The sequence below is a fragment of the Ruegeria sp. BG10 genome, from assembly GCF_056538575.1.
Genome location: NZ_JBQFTI010000001.1, coordinates 1 through 19,532 on the forward strand (window position 1 = coordinate 1; position 19,532 = coordinate 19,532).

Annotated in this window: 19 protein-coding genes, 1 tRNA gene and 1 pseudogene; 8 read left to right on the top strand and 13 right to left on the bottom strand. The window is 56.4% G+C overall.

The window, feature by feature from the left end:
* Positions 1-122: 122 nt before the first annotated feature.
* The 5 genes from ACR0D8_RS00005 to glyA all read right to left on the bottom strand — a co-directional run bounded on the left by ACR0D8_RS00005 (position 123) and on the right by glyA (position 5,625).
* Positions 123-545, bottom strand: a complete 423-nt coding sequence (locus ACR0D8_RS00005; protein ID WP_480643793.1) for a universal stress protein — start codon at positions 543-545, stop codon at positions 123-125.
* An 80-nt stretch (positions 546-625) separates the two neighbouring features.
* On the bottom strand, positions 626-1,996 hold the full coding sequence (locus ACR0D8_RS00010; protein ID WP_475163306.1) for an alanine/glycine:cation symporter family protein: 1,371 nt from the start codon (positions 1,994-1,996) through the stop codon (positions 626-628).
* 25 nt (positions 1,997-2,021) lie between these two features.
* Positions 2,022-2,966: a lipoyl synthase gene (gene lipA, locus ACR0D8_RS00015; protein WP_480643795.1), complete on the bottom strand. Its 945-nt coding sequence runs from the start codon at positions 2,964-2,966 to the stop codon at positions 2,022-2,024.
* A gap of 14 nt (positions 2,967-2,980) precedes the next feature.
* Positions 2,981-4,360 (bottom strand): dihydrolipoyl dehydrogenase, encoded by a 1,380-nt coding sequence (lpdA, locus tag ACR0D8_RS00020; RefSeq protein ID WP_480643796.1) that lies wholly within the window; start codon positions 4,358-4,360, stop codon positions 2,981-2,983.
* Between the two features lie 11 nt (positions 4,361-4,371).
* On the bottom strand, positions 4,372-5,625 hold the full coding sequence (glyA, locus tag ACR0D8_RS00025) for a serine hydroxymethyltransferase (RefSeq protein WP_480643797.1): 1,254 nt from the start codon (positions 5,623-5,625) through the stop codon (positions 4,372-4,374).
* Positions 5,626-5,772: 147 nt separating this feature from the next.
* On the opposite strand from glyA, the gene ACR0D8_RS00030 reads away from it, so the two are divergent.
* The 3 genes from ACR0D8_RS00030 (at position 5,773) to ACR0D8_RS00040 (ending at position 8,132) form a co-directional block, all read left to right on the top strand.
* On the top strand, positions 5,773-6,375 hold the full coding sequence (locus tag ACR0D8_RS00030; protein WP_480643798.1) for a helix-turn-helix domain-containing protein: 603 nt from the start codon (positions 5,773-5,775) through the stop codon (positions 6,373-6,375).
* 258 nt (positions 6,376-6,633) lie between these two features.
* Positions 6,634-6,723: transfer RNA gene (locus tag ACR0D8_RS00035), tRNA-Ser, on the top strand.
* Between the two features lie 248 nt (positions 6,724-6,971).
* The gene (locus ACR0D8_RS00040) at positions 6,972-8,132 is read left to right on the top strand and encodes an integrase (protein WP_480643799.1); all 1,161 of its coding nucleotides are present in this window, start codon (positions 6,972-6,974) and stop codon (positions 8,130-8,132) included.
* Here the strand turns inward: ACR0D8_RS00040 and ACR0D8_RS00045 are convergent.
* Positions 8,114-8,392, bottom strand: coding sequence for a hypothetical protein (locus ACR0D8_RS00045; protein ID WP_480643800.1), 279 nt, complete (start codon positions 8,390-8,392; stop codon positions 8,114-8,116). The two genes, ACR0D8_RS00040 and ACR0D8_RS00045, sit on opposite strands and share 19 nt — an antisense overlap.
* 259 nt (positions 8,393-8,651) lie before the next feature.
* Here ACR0D8_RS00045 and ACR0D8_RS00050 point away from each other — a divergent pair, with 259 nt between their 5' ends.
* From ACR0D8_RS00050 to ACR0D8_RS00070, 5 genes are all read left to right on the top strand, one after another.
* Positions 8,652-8,930, top strand: coding sequence for a hypothetical protein (locus ACR0D8_RS00050; protein ID WP_480643802.1), 279 nt, complete (start codon positions 8,652-8,654; stop codon positions 8,928-8,930).
* Positions 8,931-10,006: 1,076 nt separating this feature from the next.
* Positions 10,007-10,333 (top strand): PepSY domain-containing protein, encoded by a 327-nt coding sequence (locus ACR0D8_RS00055; protein WP_480643804.1) that lies wholly within the window; start codon positions 10,007-10,009, stop codon positions 10,331-10,333.
* Positions 10,334-10,416: 83 nt separating this feature from the next.
* Positions 10,417-11,100: a winged helix-turn-helix domain-containing protein gene (locus tag ACR0D8_RS00060; protein ID WP_480643806.1), complete on the top strand. Its 684-nt coding sequence runs from the start codon at positions 10,417-10,419 to the stop codon at positions 11,098-11,100.
* On the top strand, positions 11,084-12,355 hold the full coding sequence (locus ACR0D8_RS00065; RefSeq protein ID WP_480643807.1) for a sensor histidine kinase: 1,272 nt from the start codon (positions 11,084-11,086) through the stop codon (positions 12,353-12,355). Before ACR0D8_RS00060 ends, ACR0D8_RS00065 begins: the two co-directional genes overlap by 17 nt.
* 78 nt (positions 12,356-12,433) lie before the next feature.
* Positions 12,434-12,643 carry a hypothetical protein gene (locus ACR0D8_RS00070; RefSeq protein WP_480643809.1) on the top strand — a complete coding sequence of 70 codons (210 nt, stop codon included), beginning with the start codon at positions 12,434-12,436 and terminating at the stop codon, positions 12,641-12,643.
* Here ACR0D8_RS00070 and ACR0D8_RS00075 read toward each other — a convergent pair.
* The 7 genes and pseudogenes from ACR0D8_RS00075 to ACR0D8_RS00105 form a co-directional block, all read right to left on the bottom strand.
* A pseudogene (locus tag ACR0D8_RS00075) lies at positions 12,641-13,030 on the bottom strand (site-specific integrase); the annotation flags it as partial. The gene ACR0D8_RS00070 and the pseudogene ACR0D8_RS00075 sit on opposite strands and share 3 nt — an antisense overlap.
* A 231-nt stretch (positions 13,031-13,261) precedes the next feature.
* Complete coding sequence (locus ACR0D8_RS00080) at positions 13,262-13,672, bottom strand: universal stress protein (protein ID WP_171176310.1); 411 nt, start codon at positions 13,670-13,672, stop codon at positions 13,262-13,264.
* Positions 13,673-13,813: 141 nt separating this feature from the next.
* Entirely contained in the window at positions 13,814-15,106 is a 1,293-nt protein-coding gene (locus ACR0D8_RS00085; protein WP_480643810.1) for a TRAP transporter large permease, read from the bottom strand.
* Positions 15,103-15,717 (bottom strand): TRAP transporter small permease, encoded by a 615-nt coding sequence (locus ACR0D8_RS00090; protein WP_480468882.1) that lies wholly within the window; start codon positions 15,715-15,717, stop codon positions 15,103-15,105. Before ACR0D8_RS00090 ends, ACR0D8_RS00085 begins: the two co-directional genes overlap by 4 nt.
* Positions 15,718-15,789: 72 nt before the next feature.
* Positions 15,790-16,779, bottom strand: coding sequence for a TRAP transporter substrate-binding protein DctP (gene dctP / locus ACR0D8_RS00095; RefSeq protein WP_480646329.1), 990 nt, complete (start codon positions 16,777-16,779; stop codon positions 15,790-15,792).
* Positions 16,780-16,883: 104 nt separating this feature from the next.
* On the bottom strand, positions 16,884-17,993 hold the full coding sequence (gene ald, locus ACR0D8_RS00100; protein WP_480643812.1) for an alanine dehydrogenase: 1,110 nt from the start codon (positions 17,991-17,993) through the stop codon (positions 16,884-16,886).
* Between the two features lie 25 nt (positions 17,994-18,018).
* Positions 18,019-19,530, bottom strand: a complete 1,512-nt coding sequence (locus ACR0D8_RS00105) for a CoA-acylating methylmalonate-semialdehyde dehydrogenase (protein WP_480643814.1) — start codon at positions 19,528-19,530, stop codon at positions 18,019-18,021.
* Positions 19,531-19,532 lie beyond the last annotated feature (2 nt).

Below are 19,532 nucleotides of genomic sequence, written 5' to 3' on the forward strand. Positions count from 1 at the left end.
TCCCCAAAGGATACTGAACAGGCATCTCCCATCCCGCAAAATCAACCAGCTTACCCCCCAACTCAACATGCAACGAATGAAGTGGGGTGCGTTTAACGTCGGTCATTTCATCATCCTTTCAATCAGCGGGACTGGTCGCGAACGACCATAACGGTGCAATGCGCGTTGCGCACGACACGGGCCAGGTTCGGGCCGATCTCATAATTCGGAAAGTCGCCTTTGGTCGATGCCATGACGATCAGGTCAAAGCCCTCTTTGTAAGCGAGCTTCAGAATTTCGCGGTAGACGCTGCCTTCTTCGACGTGAACCGACACGTCTGAGGCATTGCCGTGATCCAGAATGGCTTGAATCGCGCCCCGTACATGCTCTTTGGCGCCAGCGCCATAATTGGCGGGCAGGTTCGGTAATTGAATGATCTCGGGGATGACGGCGACCGTGTGCAGTTCCGCCCCGTAGAATTTCGCCTGTTCCAAAGCGACCGGCAGGGCCTGTTTCCATGAACGGTCGTCAGTGTGATCAATCGGCAGCAGGATTTTCGTGGCCATCACGCCTCTCCTTCGAGAATTGGGATTCTGTTCAAAGTCCGGGGGGCCGGGATGGCCCCCCGTTTCAGTCATTGCCCGGATTACTCGGCGGGTGTGCCGCCAGGTTCTTCGGACTGGCCGCCCGAGGCGAAGAACTCTTTCGTCAGTTTGAAGACGATCGGGCTCAGCAAGGCCAGAGCGATCAGGTTCGGGATGGCCATCATGGCGTTCAGCGTGTCCGCCAGCAGCCAGATGAAGCCCAGATCCGCGGTTGCGCCGAAGTAGATCGCAACGATCCACAGCACGCGGTACGGCATCAGGGATTTGACGCCCAGCAGGAACTCGACGCATTTTTCGCCGTAGAACGACCAGCCAAGGATGGTGGTGAAGGCGAAGATCGACAGCGCGATTGCGATCAGGTGACCACCGCCCGGAAGCGAGTTTGCAAAGGCCAGCGAGGTCAGCGCCGCACCGGATTCACCCGAAGTCCATGCGCCCGACGCGATGATCGCCAGACCGGTGATCGAGCAGACGATGATTGTGTCGATGAACGTGCCCAGCATCGCGATCAGGCCCTGGTTGACCGGACCTTTGGTCTCGGCCGCTGCGTGTGCGATCGGAGCAGACCCCAGACCCGCCTCGTTCGAGAACACGCCGCGTGCCACACCAAAGCGGATGGCGGCCCAGACGGCGGCGCCCGCGAAACCACCTTCGGCCGCCGACGGGGTGAAGGCATAGGTGAAGACCAGCGACAGCGCGTTGCCGATTTCAGCGATATTGATCAGCAGAACCAGCAGACCGGCAATGATATAGGCAATCGCCATAAACGGAACCAGTTTACCGGCAACCGCACCGATACGGGTGATGCCACCCAGAATAACGGCTGCGGTCAGGACCATCAGAACAATGCCGGTGACCGAAGTGTTCACGCCGAAGTTCGATTCCAGAACCTGAGCCACACCGTTGGCCTGCACACCGTTGCCGATGCCGAAAGCCGCGATTGCACCGAACAGGGCGAACGCAACGCCTAGCCAGGCCCATTTCGCACCGAGGCCGTTCTTAATGTAGTACATCGGGCCACCGACGAAGTTGCCCAGCTCGTCCTTTTCGCGGTATTTCACCGCGCAGACAGCTTCGGCATATTTGGTGGCCATGCCCACCAGGGCGGTCATCCACATCCAGAACAAGGCGCCCGGACCGCCCAGGAAGACAGCAGTGGCCACACCGGCGATGTTGCCTGTACCGATGGTCGCCGACAGCGAGGTCATCAGCGCGTTGAACGGGCTGATCTGCCCTTCGCCCTGACCCTCACGGCCTTTGAACAGCAGGCTGAAGCCCGTGCCAATCCGCAGGATCGGCATGAATTTCAGCCCCACCTGCAGGAAAAAGCCGACGCCAAGGATGAGGACCAGCATCAGCGGTCCCCACACGACGCCATTGATGGCCCCTACGATTGAATTTAACGCTTCCATGGTATTCCTCCCTAGTGCGTCTGGTTTATGCCCCGGTGGCAATCGCCTGCTGGCGAGCTTGCCTGAGGGCGGCAAAGTCTTCGTCCGCGTGGAACGACGAACGGGTCAGCGGGGTCGCCGACACGTGCAAGAAGCCCTTGGAACGCGCGATCTGTTCCAGTTGGGCAAACTCCGCCGGTGTCCAGAACCGGTCGATTGGATGGTGTTTCGGGGTCGGTTGCAGATACTGACCAACGGTCAGAAATTCGACCTGCGCCGCACGCAAGTCATCCATGACCTGGCGAATATCGTTCAGGCTTTCGCCAAGCCCGACCATCAGGCCGGACTTGGTGAAAATTTCGGGATTGGCGCGCTTGGCATCATCCAGTAGGCGCAGCGAGGTGTAATACCGCGCGCCGGGGCGCACGGTCGGGTACAGGTGCGGGACGGTTTCAAGATTGTGGTTGAACACGTCCGGCGCGGCGTCGAACACAACATCTGCCGCGTCGCCCTTGCCGAGAAAATCGGGGGTCAGCACTTCGACCGTGGTACCGGGGTTCTGATGGCGCACGGCGCGGATGGTCTGGGCGATATGCTCGGCCCCACCATCAGCCAGATCATCACGGTCCACCGAGGTGATCACCACATGGCGCAGGCCCAGCTTCTTGACCGCCGCCGCAACCCGACCCGGTTCGAACACGTCCAGCGCATCAGGGCGCCCTGTGGTGACGTTGCAGAAAGAACAGCCGCGCGTGCAGACCTCGCCCATGATCATCATGGTGGCGTGGCGCTTGGACCAGCATTCGCCGATATTGGGGCAGGCGGCCTCTTCGCAGACCGTCGCCAGATTATGCTCGCGCATCAGGCGGTGGGTCTCGTAATATTCCGCGCTATCGATCTTTTTGCGGCGAATCCACTTGGGCTTGCGCGGGATGGCACTGTCGGCCTTTCTGGCCTTTTCGGGGTGGCGGGGGCGAAGCTGGATGGTCATCTGGCTGTCTTCCCTTATGCGTGGATCGCGCGGCCCAGGGCGTCGAGGCAGGCTTCCTTCACCGCCTCACCCATGGCCGGATGCGCGTGACAGGTGGCTGCGACCTCGGCGACAGTTGCGCCTTTGGTCATGGCCAGAACCAGCTCGGCGATCAAATCGCCGCCATGGGCACCGCAGATATGTGCGCCAAGGATTTTGCCGTCTGCGCCCGCCAGGACCTTTACCGCGCCGTCGGTGTCTCCGGTGGAGCGCGCGCGCGAGTTGGCCATGAAGGCAAACTTGCCAACCGTATATTCGGTCCCGGTCTCTTTCAGCATCTCTTCGGTCTGACCGACCGAGGCGACCTCGGGGTCGGTGTAAACGACGCCCGGCACGGTGTTGTAGTCCACATGGCCGGTCTGACCTGCCAGGGTTTCGACACAGGCCACGCCGTCCTCTTCGGCCTTGTGCGCCAGCATCGGGCCGGGTACGCAATCGCCGATGGCGTAGATGCCGGGAACCGAAGTCTGGAAGGCGCCGTCAACCTGAATAAATCCGCGCGGGTCCAGAGCCACCCCTAGATCTTCCAGCCCCAGCCCGCGCGTCACCGGGCGGCGTCCGACAGCGATCAGGACCTTGTCGGCCTCGATCACCTCTTCCTTGTCTTTGCCGACCCGATCCAGTGTCAGTGTCAAACCGGATTCAGATTTGACGACGGATTTCAGCGCCCGGCCCAGCTGGAACTTCAGGCCGCGCTTGGACAGGGCGCGCTGCGCCAGCTTTGCGATTTCTCCGTCAATGCCGGGCAGAACGCGGTCGAGGTATTCGACAACGGTGACCCTGGCCCCCAGGCGCGCCCAGACCTGACCGAGTTCCAGACCGATCACCCCGGCACCGACCACGACCAGATGGTCCGGCACGGTGTCCATGGCCAGCGCGCCGGTTGAGCTCAGGATGTCCTGCTCGTCGATCTCGATCCCCGGCAGCGATGTCGGCTCGGACCCGGTCGCGATCAGAATGTTCGTGGCCTCATGGATGTCTTCGCCGACTTTCACCTGACCAGCGGCGAGAATGCTGGCCCAGCCTTCGATCAGATCGACGCCGTTTTTCTTGAACAGAAAGCCGATGCCTTTCGTCAGATCACCGACGATCTTGTCCTTGCGTCCCATCATCGCGCCCAGATCGATGCTGGCCCCCTCGACCGCAATGCCGTGGGAGGAGAGATGCGCAAGTTCGGCATATTTGGCCGAGGAGGTCAGCAACGCTTTGGAGGGGATGCACCCCACATTCAGACAGGTTCCGCCAAGCGCCCCGCGCCCTTCGACGCAGGCCACTTTCAGCCCCAGTTGGGCCGCGCGGATGGCCGCAACATAGCCGCCCGGGCCGCCGCCAATGACGATAAGGTCATAAGTCATTTTGGAGTCTTTCAGTAGATCGGGTGGCTTGCGCAGAGGGCGCGGACTTTTTCTCGGGTTGCCTTTTCGACCGCTTCATCGCCTTCGGGCGACTGCGCCAGCGCGTCCAGTACGTCACCGATCAGGTGGCCAATCTGCTTGAACTCCTCCGGGCCGAAGCCGCGGCTGCATCCGGCGGCGGTGCCCAATCTGATGCCGCTGGTGACGGTAGGTTTCTCGGGATCACCCGGCACACTGTTCTTGTTGCAGGTGAACCCGGCGCGTTCCAGCGCGGCTTCGGCGTCCTTGCCAGTGACACCGATCGGGCGCAGGTCAACCAGCATCAGGTGGTTCTCGGTCCCGCCCGAGACGATGTCACAGCCGCGCGCCATCATGACATTGGCCAGAGCCAATGCGCTGTCGACCACACGCTGGATATAGTCTTTGAAATCCGGCTTCAGGGCCTCGCCAAACGCAACAGCTTTGCCGGCGATCACATGCATCAGGGGGCCGCCCTGCAGGCCGGGGAACACGGCTGAGTTGATCTTTTTCGCCAGCGCCTCGTCATTGGTCAGGATGATCCCGCCGCGCGGGCCGCGCAGGGTCTTATGCGTGGTGGACGTCACCACATGGGCGTGGCCGACCGGCGAGGGGTGCAGCCCGGTTGCGACCAGCCCGGCAATATGGGCCATATCTGCCAACAACCGGGCGCCAACTTCATCCGCAATTGCGCGAAAGCGGGCGAAGTCGATCTTTTGCGAATAGGCCGACGCGCCCGCAATAATCATCTTAGGCTTTTCGGCTTTGGCCAAAGCTTCGACCTGATCATAGTCGATCAGGCCCTCATCGGTCAGGCCATACTGAATGGGGCGGAACCATTTTCCGGACTGCGCGGGCTTTGCGCCATGGGTCAAATGCCCACCCGCATCCAGCGACATGCCCAGAATGGTGTCGCCGGGGCTCAAAAGCGCCAGTTTGACCGCACCGTTCGCCTGAGCGCCGGAATGCGGCTGCACATTGGCATATTCGCAGCCGAACAACTGCTTCAGCCGTGCAATCGCTTCGGCCTCCACCTCGTCCACAAATTCGCATCCGCCGTAATACCGGCGACCGGGATACCCTTCGGCATATTTGTTGGTCAGCACGGAACCCTGCGCGTCAATCACCGCCTGAGAGACGATGTTCTCGGATGCAATCAATTCGATCTGCTCGGCCTGTCGTGTGCCTTCACGCGCAATCGACGCAGCGATAACCGGATCAGCTTCAATAAGCGGCGTTTTGAACATGTTCTCCTCCAACAGCACCGAATCCTCAGTACGAAATTTTGTTTCCTATAGTGGAATTTGCGTACATAAGGCAACATATATCTCGTATTTGTGAAGTTGTGCGACCAAGGGGATATCGGTAACCTTCGGTAAAACACGGAGATTTTGATGGCAGAGGAACACCGGATTGACGCGGTCGGACAGGAGGATCAGGACGAGGGCGCGGCCCTGGGTCGTTCCATTCGCGATGCGCGCCGCGCAAAAGGCTGGACGCTGGAAGAGGCGGGTCGTGCCGCCGGTATCGGTCGTTCCACCCTGTCCAAGATTGAGAACAATCAGACACGGCCCAGTTTCGACATCGTTCGGCGGCTGACGCAGGCGCTGGAAATGAATACGCCCCAACTGTTTTTGCAATCGGGGCAATCGGGGATCTCTGGTCGGCGTGATTTTACACCAAAGGGGCAGGGCGAATTCCGTGATACGCCAACCTATCTGCACGAATTGCTGTGCTCTGACCTGACCAGCAAACGAATGCTGCCCTATATCGCAACCATCAAAGCCCGGGACATTTCCGAGTTCGAGACCTGGATCCGCCATTCCGGTGAGGAATTCATGTATGTCATAAGCGGAGAGCTGATTTTTATTTCCGAACATTATCGCCCGTTGCCGATGAAGGCGGGGGACTCTCTGTATTACGACAGCGGCATGGGGCATGGCTGCATTTCAACCAGCGAGGCAGACGCGACGGTGCTGTGGGTCTCACTGGAATAGCCCGCCTACACCCGCCCGCATGGTGCGGTGAATCCCACAACCGGGATTCGCGACGTGGGGATGTGTATAACGGGCTGGAACTGCCCAGGCGCTTCCCGACTTCGTATGGAATAATTCTCAGCGCTGACGACGCTAAACCCGCAAGAATCGACCGGGTTTCACCATGATTTCAACGGCTTCAGCAAATTTGCCAACTCCGCTCACAAAACACATATTTCGCCTTGTATTCCCGTCGCTTGCAAGGATATACCCGTCGGCGGAGACGTGGCCGAGTGGTCGAAGGCGCTCCCCTGCTAAGGGAGTAGGCGGGAAACCGTCTCGAGGGTTCGAATCCCTTCGTCTCCGCCACCCACACTACATGGCAACTATATTTAAGTTGTCGATTGTGAAATAATTTTCAAAGTTCTACATCTGGGAAAATACCCTCAAGATTCAATTTTGCTATACAATTTTCTGTACATTGCCCGTTAGGCATTGAGCTAACGACGGCAATCAAACCCCGTGGAAAGAAGCTCTCGCTCTATAAGAGGGTCCCCAAAAGATATGAATGGGTAGAGCCGCGCAAGTTCATTTGGTTGTCTCTGCACATGGACAGCATGTCCGAAGCACAATCGAAAGCAGGTCCTGCATGGGAACAGTTGGTCGCTGGCTGGGAGGCCAAGCTGGCCGGAGACACATCGGATGCAGAGCAAAGGTTCGAAGCAGCTCGTGAACTCCCAGAGGCGCGTGGCTTCCGCTACATGCGTATCGACAAGGTCGCTAAGTTGCCCACTGGTGGGCTCTTGGATCGGATCGACGCAGTTTCAGTTTACAGAGGCAAGCCGGATCTCAAGGAAGCAGCAGCACTCCTTGGTGGTGCCAAAGAGTCTGAGATTACTGTCACGCGAGCTTTGGAACTTTATTGGGACTTGGTGCGCGAGAAGACCATCGGCAAATGCGTTGATCAGGTCCGCAAGTGGAAGAACCCTCGGAAGAAGGCCATCAAGACCTTTGTGTCGGTCGTTGGTAACAAGCTCATTTCCCAGATCACTGGTGATGACATGCTCGATTTCCGCGCCTGGTGGCTGGATAGGATCGAGAACGAGGGCCTGTCACCTGGCAGCGCGAACAAAGATCTCATTCATCTCGGCGCCGTCCTGAAGACCGTAAACAAGATGAAGCGTTTGAATCTGGTTTTTCCCTTGACCTATCTCAGTTTCAAAGAAGGGGAAGCCGAACCGAAGCCCCCATTTTCAGAAGATTGGATCAAAGACAATATCTTGGCGCCGGGCGCTCTAGATGGTCTCAACAAGGACGCGCTATGCGTTTTGCTTGCCATGGTCAATACGGGTGCCCGTCCGAGCGAACTTGCCGCGTTAACAGCTTCCCAGATTCGCCTCGACGGCAACGCGCCGCATATTTCCATCGAACCGGTCGAGCGCCAACTTAAGAGTGCAAATGCACGGCGGTTGATACCACTCTGCGGGGTCAGCCTGGAAGCCATGCGCGCTTGCCCACATGGCTTCCCTCGTTACACGGACAGCTCAGCCAGCTCATCGGCTACTGTAAACAAATTCATGCGCGAGAATGACTTGTTGGAAACATCGAAGCACACACTCTACGGCCTGCGACGCAGTTTCGAGGATCGCATGCTGGCTGCGGGGGGTGATGAACGCATCCGGAGAGATCTGATGGGGCATGCGCTTGATCGCGAAATGTATGGCAAGGGTGCTAGCCTGGAACACTTGAAAGCGCTCATTCAAGCGACGGCTTTGTAGCGCTCAGCGTTGGCTTTGGCCCGTTGGATTGCGTCATCCCGCCTTTCAAAGAGAGCGATCTCGTGCTCGATCCGCTCGAAGAAGGGCAGATAAACCGGGTCTTCAATGACCAATGCAGCCGCTTTGCTGTATGCAACCTTCAGTTTGTCCAGATCAACTCTCATGGTTTGGCTATAGCAACGAGCCGGTGGGATACAGAAAATTCCTGGAAATTCCTCCTGATGTTGCAGTTTGGTTACGCAATTTGGGCGCAGGGGCATCAAGAGACCGTCAGAGAGCATCTGTCAGCTTTGATAATTCCCATGATTTCGAGCGTTCCCGCCGCGCATTCCCATCCAGAACATCGCTATATCAAAGACATGCAGCGTGTGTTACGTCACTTTACAGAGGGTAACAATGACCAAAAAACCGTATGGAGATTCCCGGATGGCGAAGTATGTCGAACGGAGAGTGCTCGAACTGAAACCGACCAAGAGCCAGGCCGAGATCGCAGCGCAGGTGGGATAAGTCAGCTCGAACATGATCACGATGATCAAGCAAGGTAGTTCCAAGGTGGCATTAGATCGCGTCCCGGCTTTAGCGAAAGCTTTGGAATGTGACGCCGCCTACCTTATGCGCCTCGCAATTGAGCAGTCGATCGGCCTGACTGCAGCCGAGGCAGTTGTCGAAGTGTTCGAAGAACCTGTCACGTCGAATGAACTTGGCTGGCTGAAAGCAATACGCAAGGCCTCCAACAACACCGATCCTCGACTGACCAGTCGGTTAGAGACGGCGATCATGACCAAGTTCGGAAGGTAGGTGCCATGTATGACCAGAAAGACGACCTGACATTGAATGAGCGCGCCTGGTTGCGCTTCCTACGTGACGTAAGCAACGGAAGCGATCCTGAGCCTACGTTGCGGCGGGTGCGGCTTCTACGTCACCTCTGCGTAGCTCGCAGAGCTATGAAGTAAACAGCATCGGCACCGCGGCGAAGAATGGCTGGTCCGACTTGCCTCGCCGGGTCCCGCATCAACCTCAAAGGTTGCATCAGGTTGACAAAGGTTTTCATCACTCAGCCCGGGATCGAAGGAATGTAAACCTTTCACCCCTCAAAACAGCCGATTTCTAGCCTAAAGGTTTACACTAAGTTTACATTAAGTTGACAGATCTTACCCGAAATCAGGTTTTTGGAACCAATTTGTAAACCTTTGTACCGGAGAGCTCTAATAAAATTTGGCTCTCTAAAACAACACTTCCTGGAACAAGCCACAAACGCGCCCAACGGCGATACGAGAACTGCTTGGATGAGTTCGCCTTGGCGCCACCAAACGAGCTCGTCAGTATTCCCAACCGCTCTTACCCTGTCTGGATCAATGTTCACTTCGCAGAAAGCCGCGGCGCAGCAATCTTAGTTTAGCTGGATGTCCGGTTGGGGCCGCCCATGAAGGCAGCCCAAACGCTCTAGATCTCAATTGCTTCAGCAATTGACAATTCATACTAACTGGATGTGTGACTGCGGAAAATGACTGCTAAGAGCCCATTTTGAACGATGCTGCGCGATGTCCGAATGACGGCAATGCGCAACAAAGCGGACTTTGCAAATTTTAGCGGTCGGCTCGGAGCCGACCTGAAGCGACTGGGAATATTTATTGCAGTCGCAGCCTGCTTCCCAAACACTCACTGCAACGTACAAAACTCGCCTAAACTCAGGATGGGAAAACGAGTATGTGGCTCGCCAGCTAGATATCGACCTAGTGTTGGATAGGAATGCGCGGGATCGTCAGCTTACAAAATTGTAAACTTCGCCGCATCTTCCAGCAAAGCGCGGCGCCCATGTTGATCTCATCGGAAGGCAATAGAGCCTTCAAACAACAAAACGATGGAGAGAAAACATGAACAAGAAAACCGCAGCGCTCGGCGCTCTGGCAGGTCTGGCTCTTTCAGGAGCTGTCGTCGGTTCGGTTTCGGCACAAAGCACCGCAGAGGTGACGGGACTCGCTATGCAGCAGGCCATTGAAATCGCGCTTCAGGAAGTGTCCGGTGAGGTCCGGGAAGCGGAACTAGAAAACGAAGACGGGATGTTGATTTATGAGGTCGAAATCCTGGATGCAAGTGGTCAAGAGTTTGAAGTCGAGATTGCCGCCGACACCGGTGCAGTAATTGAAGTTGAGGCTGAAGATGAAGACGATGATGACGACAACGATGAAGATGAGACATAGGTCTCGGCCACGCTGCGAATAATTGGCCAATTCGGAGGTCGCTCACTAGAGTGGCCTCTGAACACGTGACGGTAAGGGTACACATGCGAATTTTGTTTCTGGAAGATGACAGCCAACTGGGGTCTTGGGTCACCAACGGCCTGCGCGAAGAAGGTCACGTCATCGACCATTTCGACGATGGCAAAGACGCTTTGATGGCGGCAATGGCCCAGGAGTACGATCTTCTAATTCTGGACCGCATGGTACCGGGCCTCGATGGGTTGGCGGTTCTGAAATCCTTGCGCGCGTCGAAGAATACCACCCCCGCGCTTTTTCTAACGGCTTTGGGTGAGGTCGACGCCCGAGTCGAAGGCTTTGATGCTGGGGGCGATGACTATCTTACGAAACCTTTCGCCTTTGCCGAACTCTCGGCCCGCGTGGGCGCTTTGGGCCGCCGCCGTGAAGGCATGGAGGCGAGACAGGCAGAAGCCACGGTCTTGCGCCATGGGGATTTGAGTCTCGATCTTCTGGCGCGAACCTGCAAACGCCAGGATCAACAGATTGAGCTATTGGCCAAGGAGTTTAGACTTCTGGAATACTTGATGCGCAGACCGGGGCGATTGGTTACACGCACGATGCTGCTGGAACAGGTCTGGGGTATGAGTTTTGATCCGACCACAAGTGTCATAGAGACCCATATAAGCCGGTTGCGCACCAAAATCGACAAGCCGTTTGACGCACCGCTGATCCGAACCCGTCGTGGAGAAGGCTATGTCTTTGGCCGGTAATCTGACTTGGCTTCGCCGCTCCTCGACCTTGCGGCTGGCGCTGATATTGTCAGCCATCTTCGCGTTTTGCATGGCTACCGCAGCCTATATCGCGATTGCGGTTGGGTCGGATGTGTTCGAACGCCGTATCGATACGACGCTGGATGCGCTGGCAAAGGCCTCGGCCCTTGAGGGTGCGCGCGGGGACCGGTTTGGCGTCATCTTGCGTCACCCAGATGATCTCGAAGATCTGCCAATTGCTTTTCAGCGTGTGGTTGCGCGCGGCGGGGGGACGGTGGAGCTGTCCCAAGATTTTCGAGAATCCGAAGCCTGGCGCGTTCTTGTAGATACCGACAGTAATGGCGCGCCAGTCATGGCGGCTGTTCCGCTTGATGACGCGGAGGATGCGTTTGAACTCCTAGGCAGTGTTCTATGGACCACGATGTTGACAATGATTGTTCTGACATTGGTCGTTGGGTTTGCCACCGGTATCTTCGCCCAGCGACGTCTCAAGCGGATCAACAGCACGCTTTCGGCGCTGGCCTCTGGCGACCTCAGCGCGCGCACGGAGATAACGCGGAACAAGGATGACCTCGACGACATGGCAAGTCAGGTGGATTTGACTGCCGCCGAGTTGGAGCGGCTGGTCGCCCAGACCCGCCATCTCAGCGCGAATTTAGCACATGACCTTCGCACCCCACTGGCGCGCCTGCGGTCTCGACTTGAAAGCTTGCCTGAAGGAGAGGAACGCAGTGCAGCCATGGAAGAAGCAGAGCGTTTGTCTGGCATTTTCGATACGATCATGCGGGTAGCTCGGATCGAAGCCACGCACGGCACAGATGGTTTCGAAACGGTTGATTTGGCGGACATGATGACCGACCTGTCGGTGACCTTTGACCCAGTGATTGAGGACGCAGGCAAAGTGCTGCAATTTGATGCGAGTGACGCTGAAGCGGTTTTCGCAGATCGTCAGATGCTCGTTCAGGCAGTTGCAAACCTCATACAGAACGCGATGCGCTATGGTGGGGACAAGATCAATCTGGCGGCACGTGGTCGCACCATTAGTGTCGCCGACAACGGCCCCGGTGTGGCGTCAGAGAAATACGCCGAGATCATAAAACCCATGGTCCGTCTTGACGCAACAAGGCAAAGCGAGGGTACGGGTTTAGGCCTCGCCCTCGTCCGTGCAGTTGCAGATCGCCATGGCGCAGATCTGATTTTATCGCAAACCGATCCTCACGGGCTAACGGTGACGCTCAAGTTTGCAGGTTTGTAAGTTTTGACCCAGGCGGACGTGAAGCCCGAACCACATATCAGTTTCATGAACACAACAAATGAAACTGGAGACAAAGACATGAATTCGTATCTGAACAAAGTGACCTCTGCTGCTGCTGGTGTGGGCCTCTTTCTTGTGGCCTGTGTCGTGGCGAGCCTTGGCCTGTTCTTCATGGTCTTTTTGGCGATGTTTGCGCTGGCCGTTGTCGGCCTAGGCATCTTGGCTACGCCGCTTCTGGCGTTGCTTCAATTCTCAGAGCGCAAGGAAGTCGAGGCATTTACCTCGTAAACGATCATGGAAACGCCCTGGCCAAAGGTATTCGGACCTAACCATGAGCTCGTCTTCCATCCACTTCGCGACAGAGGCCCGAGTTCGTTCAGAAATTTCGAAGCGGACCGGTTTCTGAGTTTTGCTTTGCAGCACCGAAGCCTGCTCCTTGATCTGACCAGAGGTCATGATGTCAACGACTTTCATCTTAACCAAATCACAGCTGCGCAACTTACTGTCGATGGCCATATTGAAGAGAGCGAGGTCGCGATGGTTCTTTGCGAGCTCCAATCTTACTCGAATTGCCCAGACGTGTTTGGGTTTTAACGGCCGTTTCTGACCGACGATGCGTCCCTTGTTCCAAGCTGGGCGAAGCGCGCGAATGGCAGGTAAGTTCGGTGTTTCCATAACTGATCCTCCTTTCCGCCATTTCCGCCCACAACGACAACCCGACGTTGACGAAGGAGGATATCACGAGATGCCGCGTTGCCGCTGAGGTCGGCTGCGAGTCCTACCCCCCAAATGCCGTAACGTGAAACTCCTTTAGGTACGCCAAAATTAGACCTAGGTCGCCGTGAGACGTGCTTATCACCGCAGATTTCACAGGGCAAAGTTGCTAACATGTTGCGGGTGCCAGCGTCACAGACGGAGTACATGCACCGAACACTGAGCGTGTCGAACGACGAGAGCGGCTGTTGACCCCAAAAAGAACTCTTTCATCCCAGGTTTGTGCGAAGCAAGGACGATACAGTCGATACCATGTTTGTTGGCGTATTCGGTGATTGCGCGACCTGCCGATTGGCTCTCGAGCAAGATAGACGAGACGTCGGTCTCACTTGTTAGGCGCTCGGCCAAGCGCGCCTTTGCTTTTTGGAGAGATTTTTCTGCGATCCCTTCATCCATATAGTACATTATCTGTCTATTTGGGGGCTCATGGATATGCGCGGCAGTGATTTTTCCACCTTCGGATACAAGGGCATGTGCCGCCGCAAGCGCGTGTTCACTGATGCCATGCTCCAGAGACAGCGCGACTAGAATATTTTTGTACATTTTAAACCTCCGTATTTAGGTTTTCAGTTTTCTTCTGCGAACTGGCCTCTCCCACTTCATCTTTAGGAGGGCGCTCAGACACCCCAGCCGTAAGGTTGGGGTGCGTGCTATTTCGTCTTAGGCATTTGCGCTTTCTTGCCACTACCGGCTGAGCAGGAGATCAGGCAGGAAGAGAGCCAACTCTGGGACAAAAGTCGTCAGCATCAGCGTCGGAAGCCATGCAAAGACAATGAAGATCAAAGTCGGCCACAACATGCGCGAAACCGGCTCATCACAGACCTGAGCTCCAAGGTAAAGCAGCGGCGCAGTTGGAGGGGTGATGTTCGCCATACCCAGGTTCACGCCAATCACAGCCGCAAAGTGGATCGGGTCCATACCAGTGCTCTGCGCGATGGGCAGCAAGATCGGAGTCGCCAAAAGCAGACCGGAGATATCATCCATGAGCATTCCGATCAGGATCATCACGACGTTGATCATCAGAAGGATGACGACCGGATTGTCCGACACGGAATAAACCAGATCCTTGGCCAACTGAGGGGCGCCCTGCGAGATCAAATTGTCCGACACGATCAGAACCATGAAGATCATGACCATGACCACGCCAATCGTAACACCGGAATTCTGGATGGTCTGAGCCAGTGTTTTCCAGGTCAGGCCACGGTAGAAGTAAATCGCGATCGGGATCGAGTAGACCACTGCGATACCCGCAGCCTCGGTTGGCGTCATTATGCCGCCATAGATCCCGCCCAGAATGATCAGCGGCATCATTAAAGCCGGGCCGGCCAGGCGCGTCTGAACTCCGAATGTCGGCAGGAACGGTTTAGGACGTTCCGTTAGGTTGATGTCGTCATACTTCCGCAGCATGAACTGATTAACCACGATCAAAAGAGTGATCAGGATGATCGCCGGAATGACCGTGGACAAAAAGCACTTCAGTACGTGCTGCTGTGCAACCCAGCCATAAAGGATGTGAGACGAACTCGGTGGGATCAACAGACCCAAGGGGCTGGCCGCAACGATCAAAGCCGCCGATTGCCCACCCGGATAGTTGGCCTTTTTCAGGTGGGGCATCATGATGCCGCCGATACAGGTCAGCGTTGCATTGGCACTACCGGAAATGGAGCCAAACACACCGCAGGCCAACACCCCAGCCGCGCTCAATCCTCCTTTGATATGGCCAATGAACATTTCAGCCAGAGAGACAAGAGGGGCCGCGATTTTACCTTTCTCCATGATGCCTCCGGCGATCATGAAGAGTGGGATCGCCAGAAGTACAAGTGAGCGGATACCTGTAGAGCCGGTGGGCAAGTAGCCGGTGATGGATTGATCTCCGACAAGGGCGATGAAAATTAAAACCGATCCGAATGCTACATAAACGCTGACGCCCAACAGCAGCATAAAGCAGACGATAAGGAGACTTCCTCCGATGATCATTGGGTTTCTCCTTTTTGCATTTCTGATCTCAAGGGAAGCCCGAGCCCCTTGCGGATATGCACGTACAGATATGCCGCCGTGAACGTCGCCATGAGGCCAAAGGCAATCATGATCGCAATTCGCCAGGTCACAAACGGAATGCGCAGCACCGGGGTTGCGCGTAGCCGGGGGAATGAGAAGTCATCAAGCAGCGAGACATAGCAGGCGTACATGAGGAATAGGATCACCAGCACCTCGACTGTCAGGACGACAAAGCCGCGCCACCAAATCAACCGAGGGTTTTGGATCACAATGCCAAGAATGTCCGCGTTGATGTGCAGGTTGCGGGCAGAGGCCAGAACAGCACCTGCAAAAAAGCCGATGATGCTAATGCCCAAAAGCCACTCTTCGTAGGCAAACAGATCACCGCCAAATCCATACCGGATGACAACGACTGCCCCAAATGTGAAAGCCATCAGGAAACCGGCAAACATAACGATCTGCCTCATGGCAAAGGCCACTGCTTTCAGCGGATACCCAATAATGACTGGCAACTCGTCAGTGATTTTTTGCGAGCTCTTCTTTTCTGCACTTTCGACGACCAATGGACGCTCAGCTTCAGAACTAGACATCTTTCTCCCTCCCTTAGTTGAGCCAAAGACCAAAAAAGGGCCAACTGATTTGCTGGCCCTTCTTCTCTGTGTTTATTGCTGTTCTTTTGCTGCCAGCAGGCGGTCGATGATGTTCTGACCGACGTTTTGTGCCATTGCGGGCCAGACCGTTTCCTGGACATGAGCGGCCATTGCTGCTTGTTCTTCGTCGCTCAGGCGCAGGATGGTGTAGCCTTTGTCGAGCAATTTCTGGCCGAACACTTCGTCATTCTCACGGTTGTAGGCGAAGAAGTCTTCGGACGCCTTGGTCATCGCGGCTTGTAGCGCGGCGCGCTGTTCGTCGTTCAGCTTGTCGAGTGTCCGCTGCGACGCGTAGAAAGTTGTCAGCTCTGAGATCGAATTGTATTCGACAAAATGGGTGCCAACGTCTGATTTGGCGAAGATGGAATAGGTCGCGGTCTTGGTGCAGCAGATTGCTCCATCGACAATGCCGGCCTGAAGTGCGGGGAAAATGTCGCCCCATGCCATGGTGGTCGCTTGATACCCGAGTTCTTCGACCATTGATTTCACGACACTGGACGACCAGACGCGAATGTTCATGCCCTTGTCGTCAAAATTATTCCAGTTCTGGGGCTCTTGCGACGAAACGATGCCGATGAACCCTTCCGGATTCTGCGCCATGACGCGCACGCCATATTCGTCGGTGATCTCTTGCAGGATGGTGTTGAACTCGGAATCCATGTTGAGAAGCGTGTTTTCCATGTCATCCCAGCCGCCCAGCAGGAACGGCATTGACAGGAATTCCAGGCGTGGATCGGTGTCAGCATAGATGAACGCCGATGCCAGATCGATGTTGCCGCGTGCAACATCTTCGAACAGCGCCTCACCTGAACCCAGTTGGTTTGCCGGGAATACTTCTATCTTCAGGCCGACGTCTGCTGCCGCGACATCCGCTGCGACCTGCTCCATCATTTTCGTGCCCTGATGGTCAATCGGGAACACGCCAGCAAAGCGCAGAGTCATCTCTTCCGCGGCGACTGCTGTTGAGATCGTGGTTGCAGCAAGCAAAACAGCGCCACCCATCGCGCCGAGGGCGCGGCGGTTAATCTTCGTAATCATTAAGGTTTCCTCCTCAGTGGTGGGTGTCCCGCCACATTGCGTACGGCGGGACATTTCTTTGCTTCAGTTCAGCAAAGTTCCGGGGCGACGAACTCGTATCCAAGGTCATCGGCCACAGCCTTGTACGTCACCTTTCCGTGGGCCACGTTCAGGCCGTTCATCAGATGACGATTATCTGCCAGCGCCTGCTTCCAGCCATGGTTTGCAATAGCCAGAGCGTGCGGCAGCGTGACGTTGTTCAGTGCATAGGTCGACGTTCGGGCGACTGCGCCCGGCATGTTGGCGACGCAGTAATGAACAACATCGTCGACAACATATGTGGGCTCGGCGTGAGTGGTGGCTTTGGACGTTTCAAAGCAGCCGCCCTGATCGATCGCCACGTCCACGACGACCGCACCGGGTTTCATTTTTGAGATCAGATCGCGCGTGACCAGCTTGGGCGCAGCAGCACCCGGTATCAGAACCGCACCAACAACCAGATCGGCATTGGTGACTTCTTCCTCCAATGCGGCTTTGGTCGAATAGACAACCTTTGCCGACGCCTCGAAATGGTTCTCCAACTTCTCAAGAACTGCCGGATTGCGGTCCAGAATGGTCACGTCCGCGTGCAAGCCGACGGCCATCTGAGCTGCATTGAACCCAACAACACCGCCACCGATGATCACGACCTTGCCTGGTTTCACACCAGGCACACCGCCCAGCAGCACGCCCAGGCCTCCCTTTGCTTTCTCCAACGCACCGGCACCGGCCTGGATCGACATGCGACCGGCAACTTGGCTCATTGGTTTCAGCAGGGGCAGACCGCCATTGTCGTCGGTGACGGTTTCATAAGCGATGCAGACAGCGCCCGAGTCGACCAGATCTTTGGTCTGTTCCGGGTCGGGGGCCAGATGCAGATAGGTGTAAAGAATCTGACCTTCCCGCAGCATAGCGCGTTCAACGGCCTGAGGTTCCTTCACCTTCACAATCATCTCTGCATTGGCAAAGATATCGGCTGCGGTTTCGGCAATCTCTGCGCCAGCGGCACGATAGGCATCATCATCAGCACCAATGCCAGTGCCGGCATTGATCTCCACGATGACGTTGTGACCATGAGAAACCAGTTCCGCGACGCTTTCAGGGGTCAAGCCAACACGGTATTCATGGTTCTTGATTTCCTTGGGAACACCAATGAACATATTCTTCACTCCTTGGATCGGATGATCATTTCGCTGTTGGCATGACGAACTCGGCACCTTCTGAGATGCTTTCGGGCCAACGCTGCATGATGGATTTCTGTTTGGTGTAGAAACGAACACCCTCTTCGCCATAGGCATGCATGTCGCCGAACAGGCTCTTCTTCCAGCCGCCAAAGCCGTGCCAGGCCATCGGAACCGGGATCGGAACATTGACGCCGACCATGCCGACCTGAACCTGCTTGCCGAATTCGCGCGCTACATTGCCGTCGCGGGTGAAGAGCGACACGCCGTTGCCAAACTCGTGGTCGTTGATCAGTTGCAGACCTTTGGCAAAGTTTGAGACGCGGACGCAGGACAGAACCGGCCCAAAGATCTCTTCCTTGTAGATCTTCATGTCTGGCGTGACGTTGTCGAACAGGGTGCCGCCAAGGAAGTAACCTTCCTCGTGTCCTTCGACGGTATAGTCGCGACCATCGACCAGCAGATCCGCACCCTCTTCGATGCCAGAGTCGATGTACCCTTTGATGCGGTCACGGGCAGCGGCCGTGACGATCGGACCCATCTCGGCGTCCAACTCAAGGCCATTCTTGACCTTCAAGGTTTCCGCGCGCTCTTTCAGGACCGGCATTAGTTTATCGGCAGCATCACTAACCAGCAGAGCAACCGAGATCGCCATGCAGCGTTCGCCCGCCGAGCCAAAGGCTGCGCCGATCAGGGCGTCCGCCGCCTTGTTCATGTCGGCATCCGGCATCACCAGCATGTGGTTTTTTGCGCCGCCCAAGGCCTGAACGCGTTTGCCGTGCCGCGCGCCAACTTCGTAGATGTAATTCGCAATCGGTGTCGAGCCGACGAAGGACACGGCCTTGACGTCGTCGTTCTCCAGCAACGCGTCCACGGCAACCTTGTCACCCTGCACGACGTTGAACACACCATCGGGGAAACCGGCCTTCTGCATCAGATCCGCGTACAGCAGCGCAGCGGACGGATCGGTCGGCGACGGCTTTAGGATAAAGGTATTGCCTGCGGCGATGGCGATCGGGAACATCCACATCGGCACCATGACCGGGAAGTTGAAGGGAGTGATCCCGGCGACAACGCCCAACGCCTGACGCGTGGTCCAGTTGTCCATGCCAGTGGAGACCTGCTCCGTGTAATCGCCCTTGAGGAGTTGCGGGATGCCGCAGGCAAACTCGATGATATCAATACCGCGCTCAACCTCGCCTTGGGCGTCGGTGAACACCTTGCCATGCTCAACCGTGATGGCGCGCGCCAGATCATCCTTTTGCTCGCGCACCAGGGCCAGAAAGTTGTTCATAAGGCGGGCGCGGCGGATCGGCGGAGTGTTCGACCACTTTGGGAACACTGCTTTGGCAGCGGCCACTGCGTCGTCAACAGTTTGGACAGTCGCCAGCGACACCTGGCCGGTTTGCACACCGGTTGCGGGATTGAAAACAGGCTGGGTTTTCTCGCTGGAAGGAACAGTGATTTGGCCATTAATGTAGTGGCCGATCAAAGCGATCGGGGATGCATCTTTCATGA

Excerpts from the sequence above, each read along its gene's own strand:
- dctP (WP_480646329.1), bottom strand. The coding sequence starts at position 16,779 with ATGGGTGGCGCTGTTTTGCTTGCTGCAACCACGATCTCAACAGCAGTC.
- ACR0D8_RS00065 (WP_480643807.1), top strand. The coding sequence starts at position 11,084 with ATGTCTTTGGCCGGTAATCTGACTTGGCTTCGCCGCTCCTCGACCTTG.
- ACR0D8_RS00005 (WP_480643793.1), bottom strand. The coding sequence starts at position 545 with ATGGCCACGAAAATCCTGCTGCCGATTGATCACACTGACGACCGTTCA.
- ACR0D8_RS00010 (WP_475163306.1), bottom strand. The coding sequence starts at position 1,996 with ATGGAAGCGTTAAATTCAATCGTAGGGGCCATCAATGGCGTCGTGTGG.
- ACR0D8_RS00085 (WP_480643810.1), bottom strand. The coding sequence starts at position 15,106 with ATGATCATCGGAGGAAGTCTCCTTATCGTCTGCTTTATGCTGCTGTTG.
- ald (WP_480643812.1), bottom strand. The coding sequence starts at position 17,993 with ATGTTCATTGGTGTTCCCAAGGAAATCAAGAACCATGAATACCGTGTT.
- ACR0D8_RS00105 (WP_480643814.1), bottom strand. The coding sequence starts at position 19,530 with ATGAAAGATGCATCCCCGATCGCTTTGATCGGCCACTACATTAATGGC.
- lipA (WP_480643795.1), bottom strand. The coding sequence starts at position 2,966 with ATGACCATCCAGCTTCGCCCCCGCCACCCCGAAAAGGCCAGAAAGGCC.
- ACR0D8_RS00090 (WP_480468882.1), bottom strand. The coding sequence starts at position 15,717 with ATGTCTAGTTCTGAAGCTGAGCGTCCATTGGTCGTCGAAAGTGCAGAA.
- ACR0D8_RS00080 (WP_171176310.1), bottom strand. The coding sequence starts at position 13,672 with ATGTACAAAAATATTCTAGTCGCGCTGTCTCTGGAGCATGGCATCAGT.
- ACR0D8_RS00055 (WP_480643804.1), top strand. The coding sequence starts at position 10,007 with ATGAACAAGAAAACCGCAGCGCTCGGCGCTCTGGCAGGTCTGGCTCTT.
- ACR0D8_RS00060 (WP_480643806.1), top strand. The coding sequence starts at position 10,417 with ATGCGAATTTTGTTTCTGGAAGATGACAGCCAACTGGGGTCTTGGGTC.
- ACR0D8_RS00070 (WP_480643809.1), top strand. The coding sequence starts at position 12,434 with ATGAATTCGTATCTGAACAAAGTGACCTCTGCTGCTGCTGGTGTGGGC.
- glyA (WP_480643797.1), bottom strand. The coding sequence starts at position 5,625 with ATGTTCAAAACGCCGCTTATTGAAGCTGATCCGGTTATCGCTGCGTCG.
- ACR0D8_RS00040 (WP_480643799.1), top strand. The coding sequence starts at position 6,972 with ATGTCCGAAGCACAATCGAAAGCAGGTCCTGCATGGGAACAGTTGGTC.
- ACR0D8_RS00030 (WP_480643798.1), top strand. The coding sequence starts at position 5,773 with ATGGCAGAGGAACACCGGATTGACGCGGTCGGACAGGAGGATCAGGAC.
- lpdA (WP_480643796.1), bottom strand. The coding sequence starts at position 4,360 with ATGACTTATGACCTTATCGTCATTGGCGGCGGCCCGGGCGGCTATGTT.
- ACR0D8_RS00045 (WP_480643800.1), bottom strand. The coding sequence starts at position 8,392 with ATGCCCCTGCGCCCAAATTGCGTAACCAAACTGCAACATCAGGAGGAA.
- ACR0D8_RS00050 (WP_480643802.1), top strand. The coding sequence starts at position 8,652 with ATGATCACGATGATCAAGCAAGGTAGTTCCAAGGTGGCATTAGATCGC.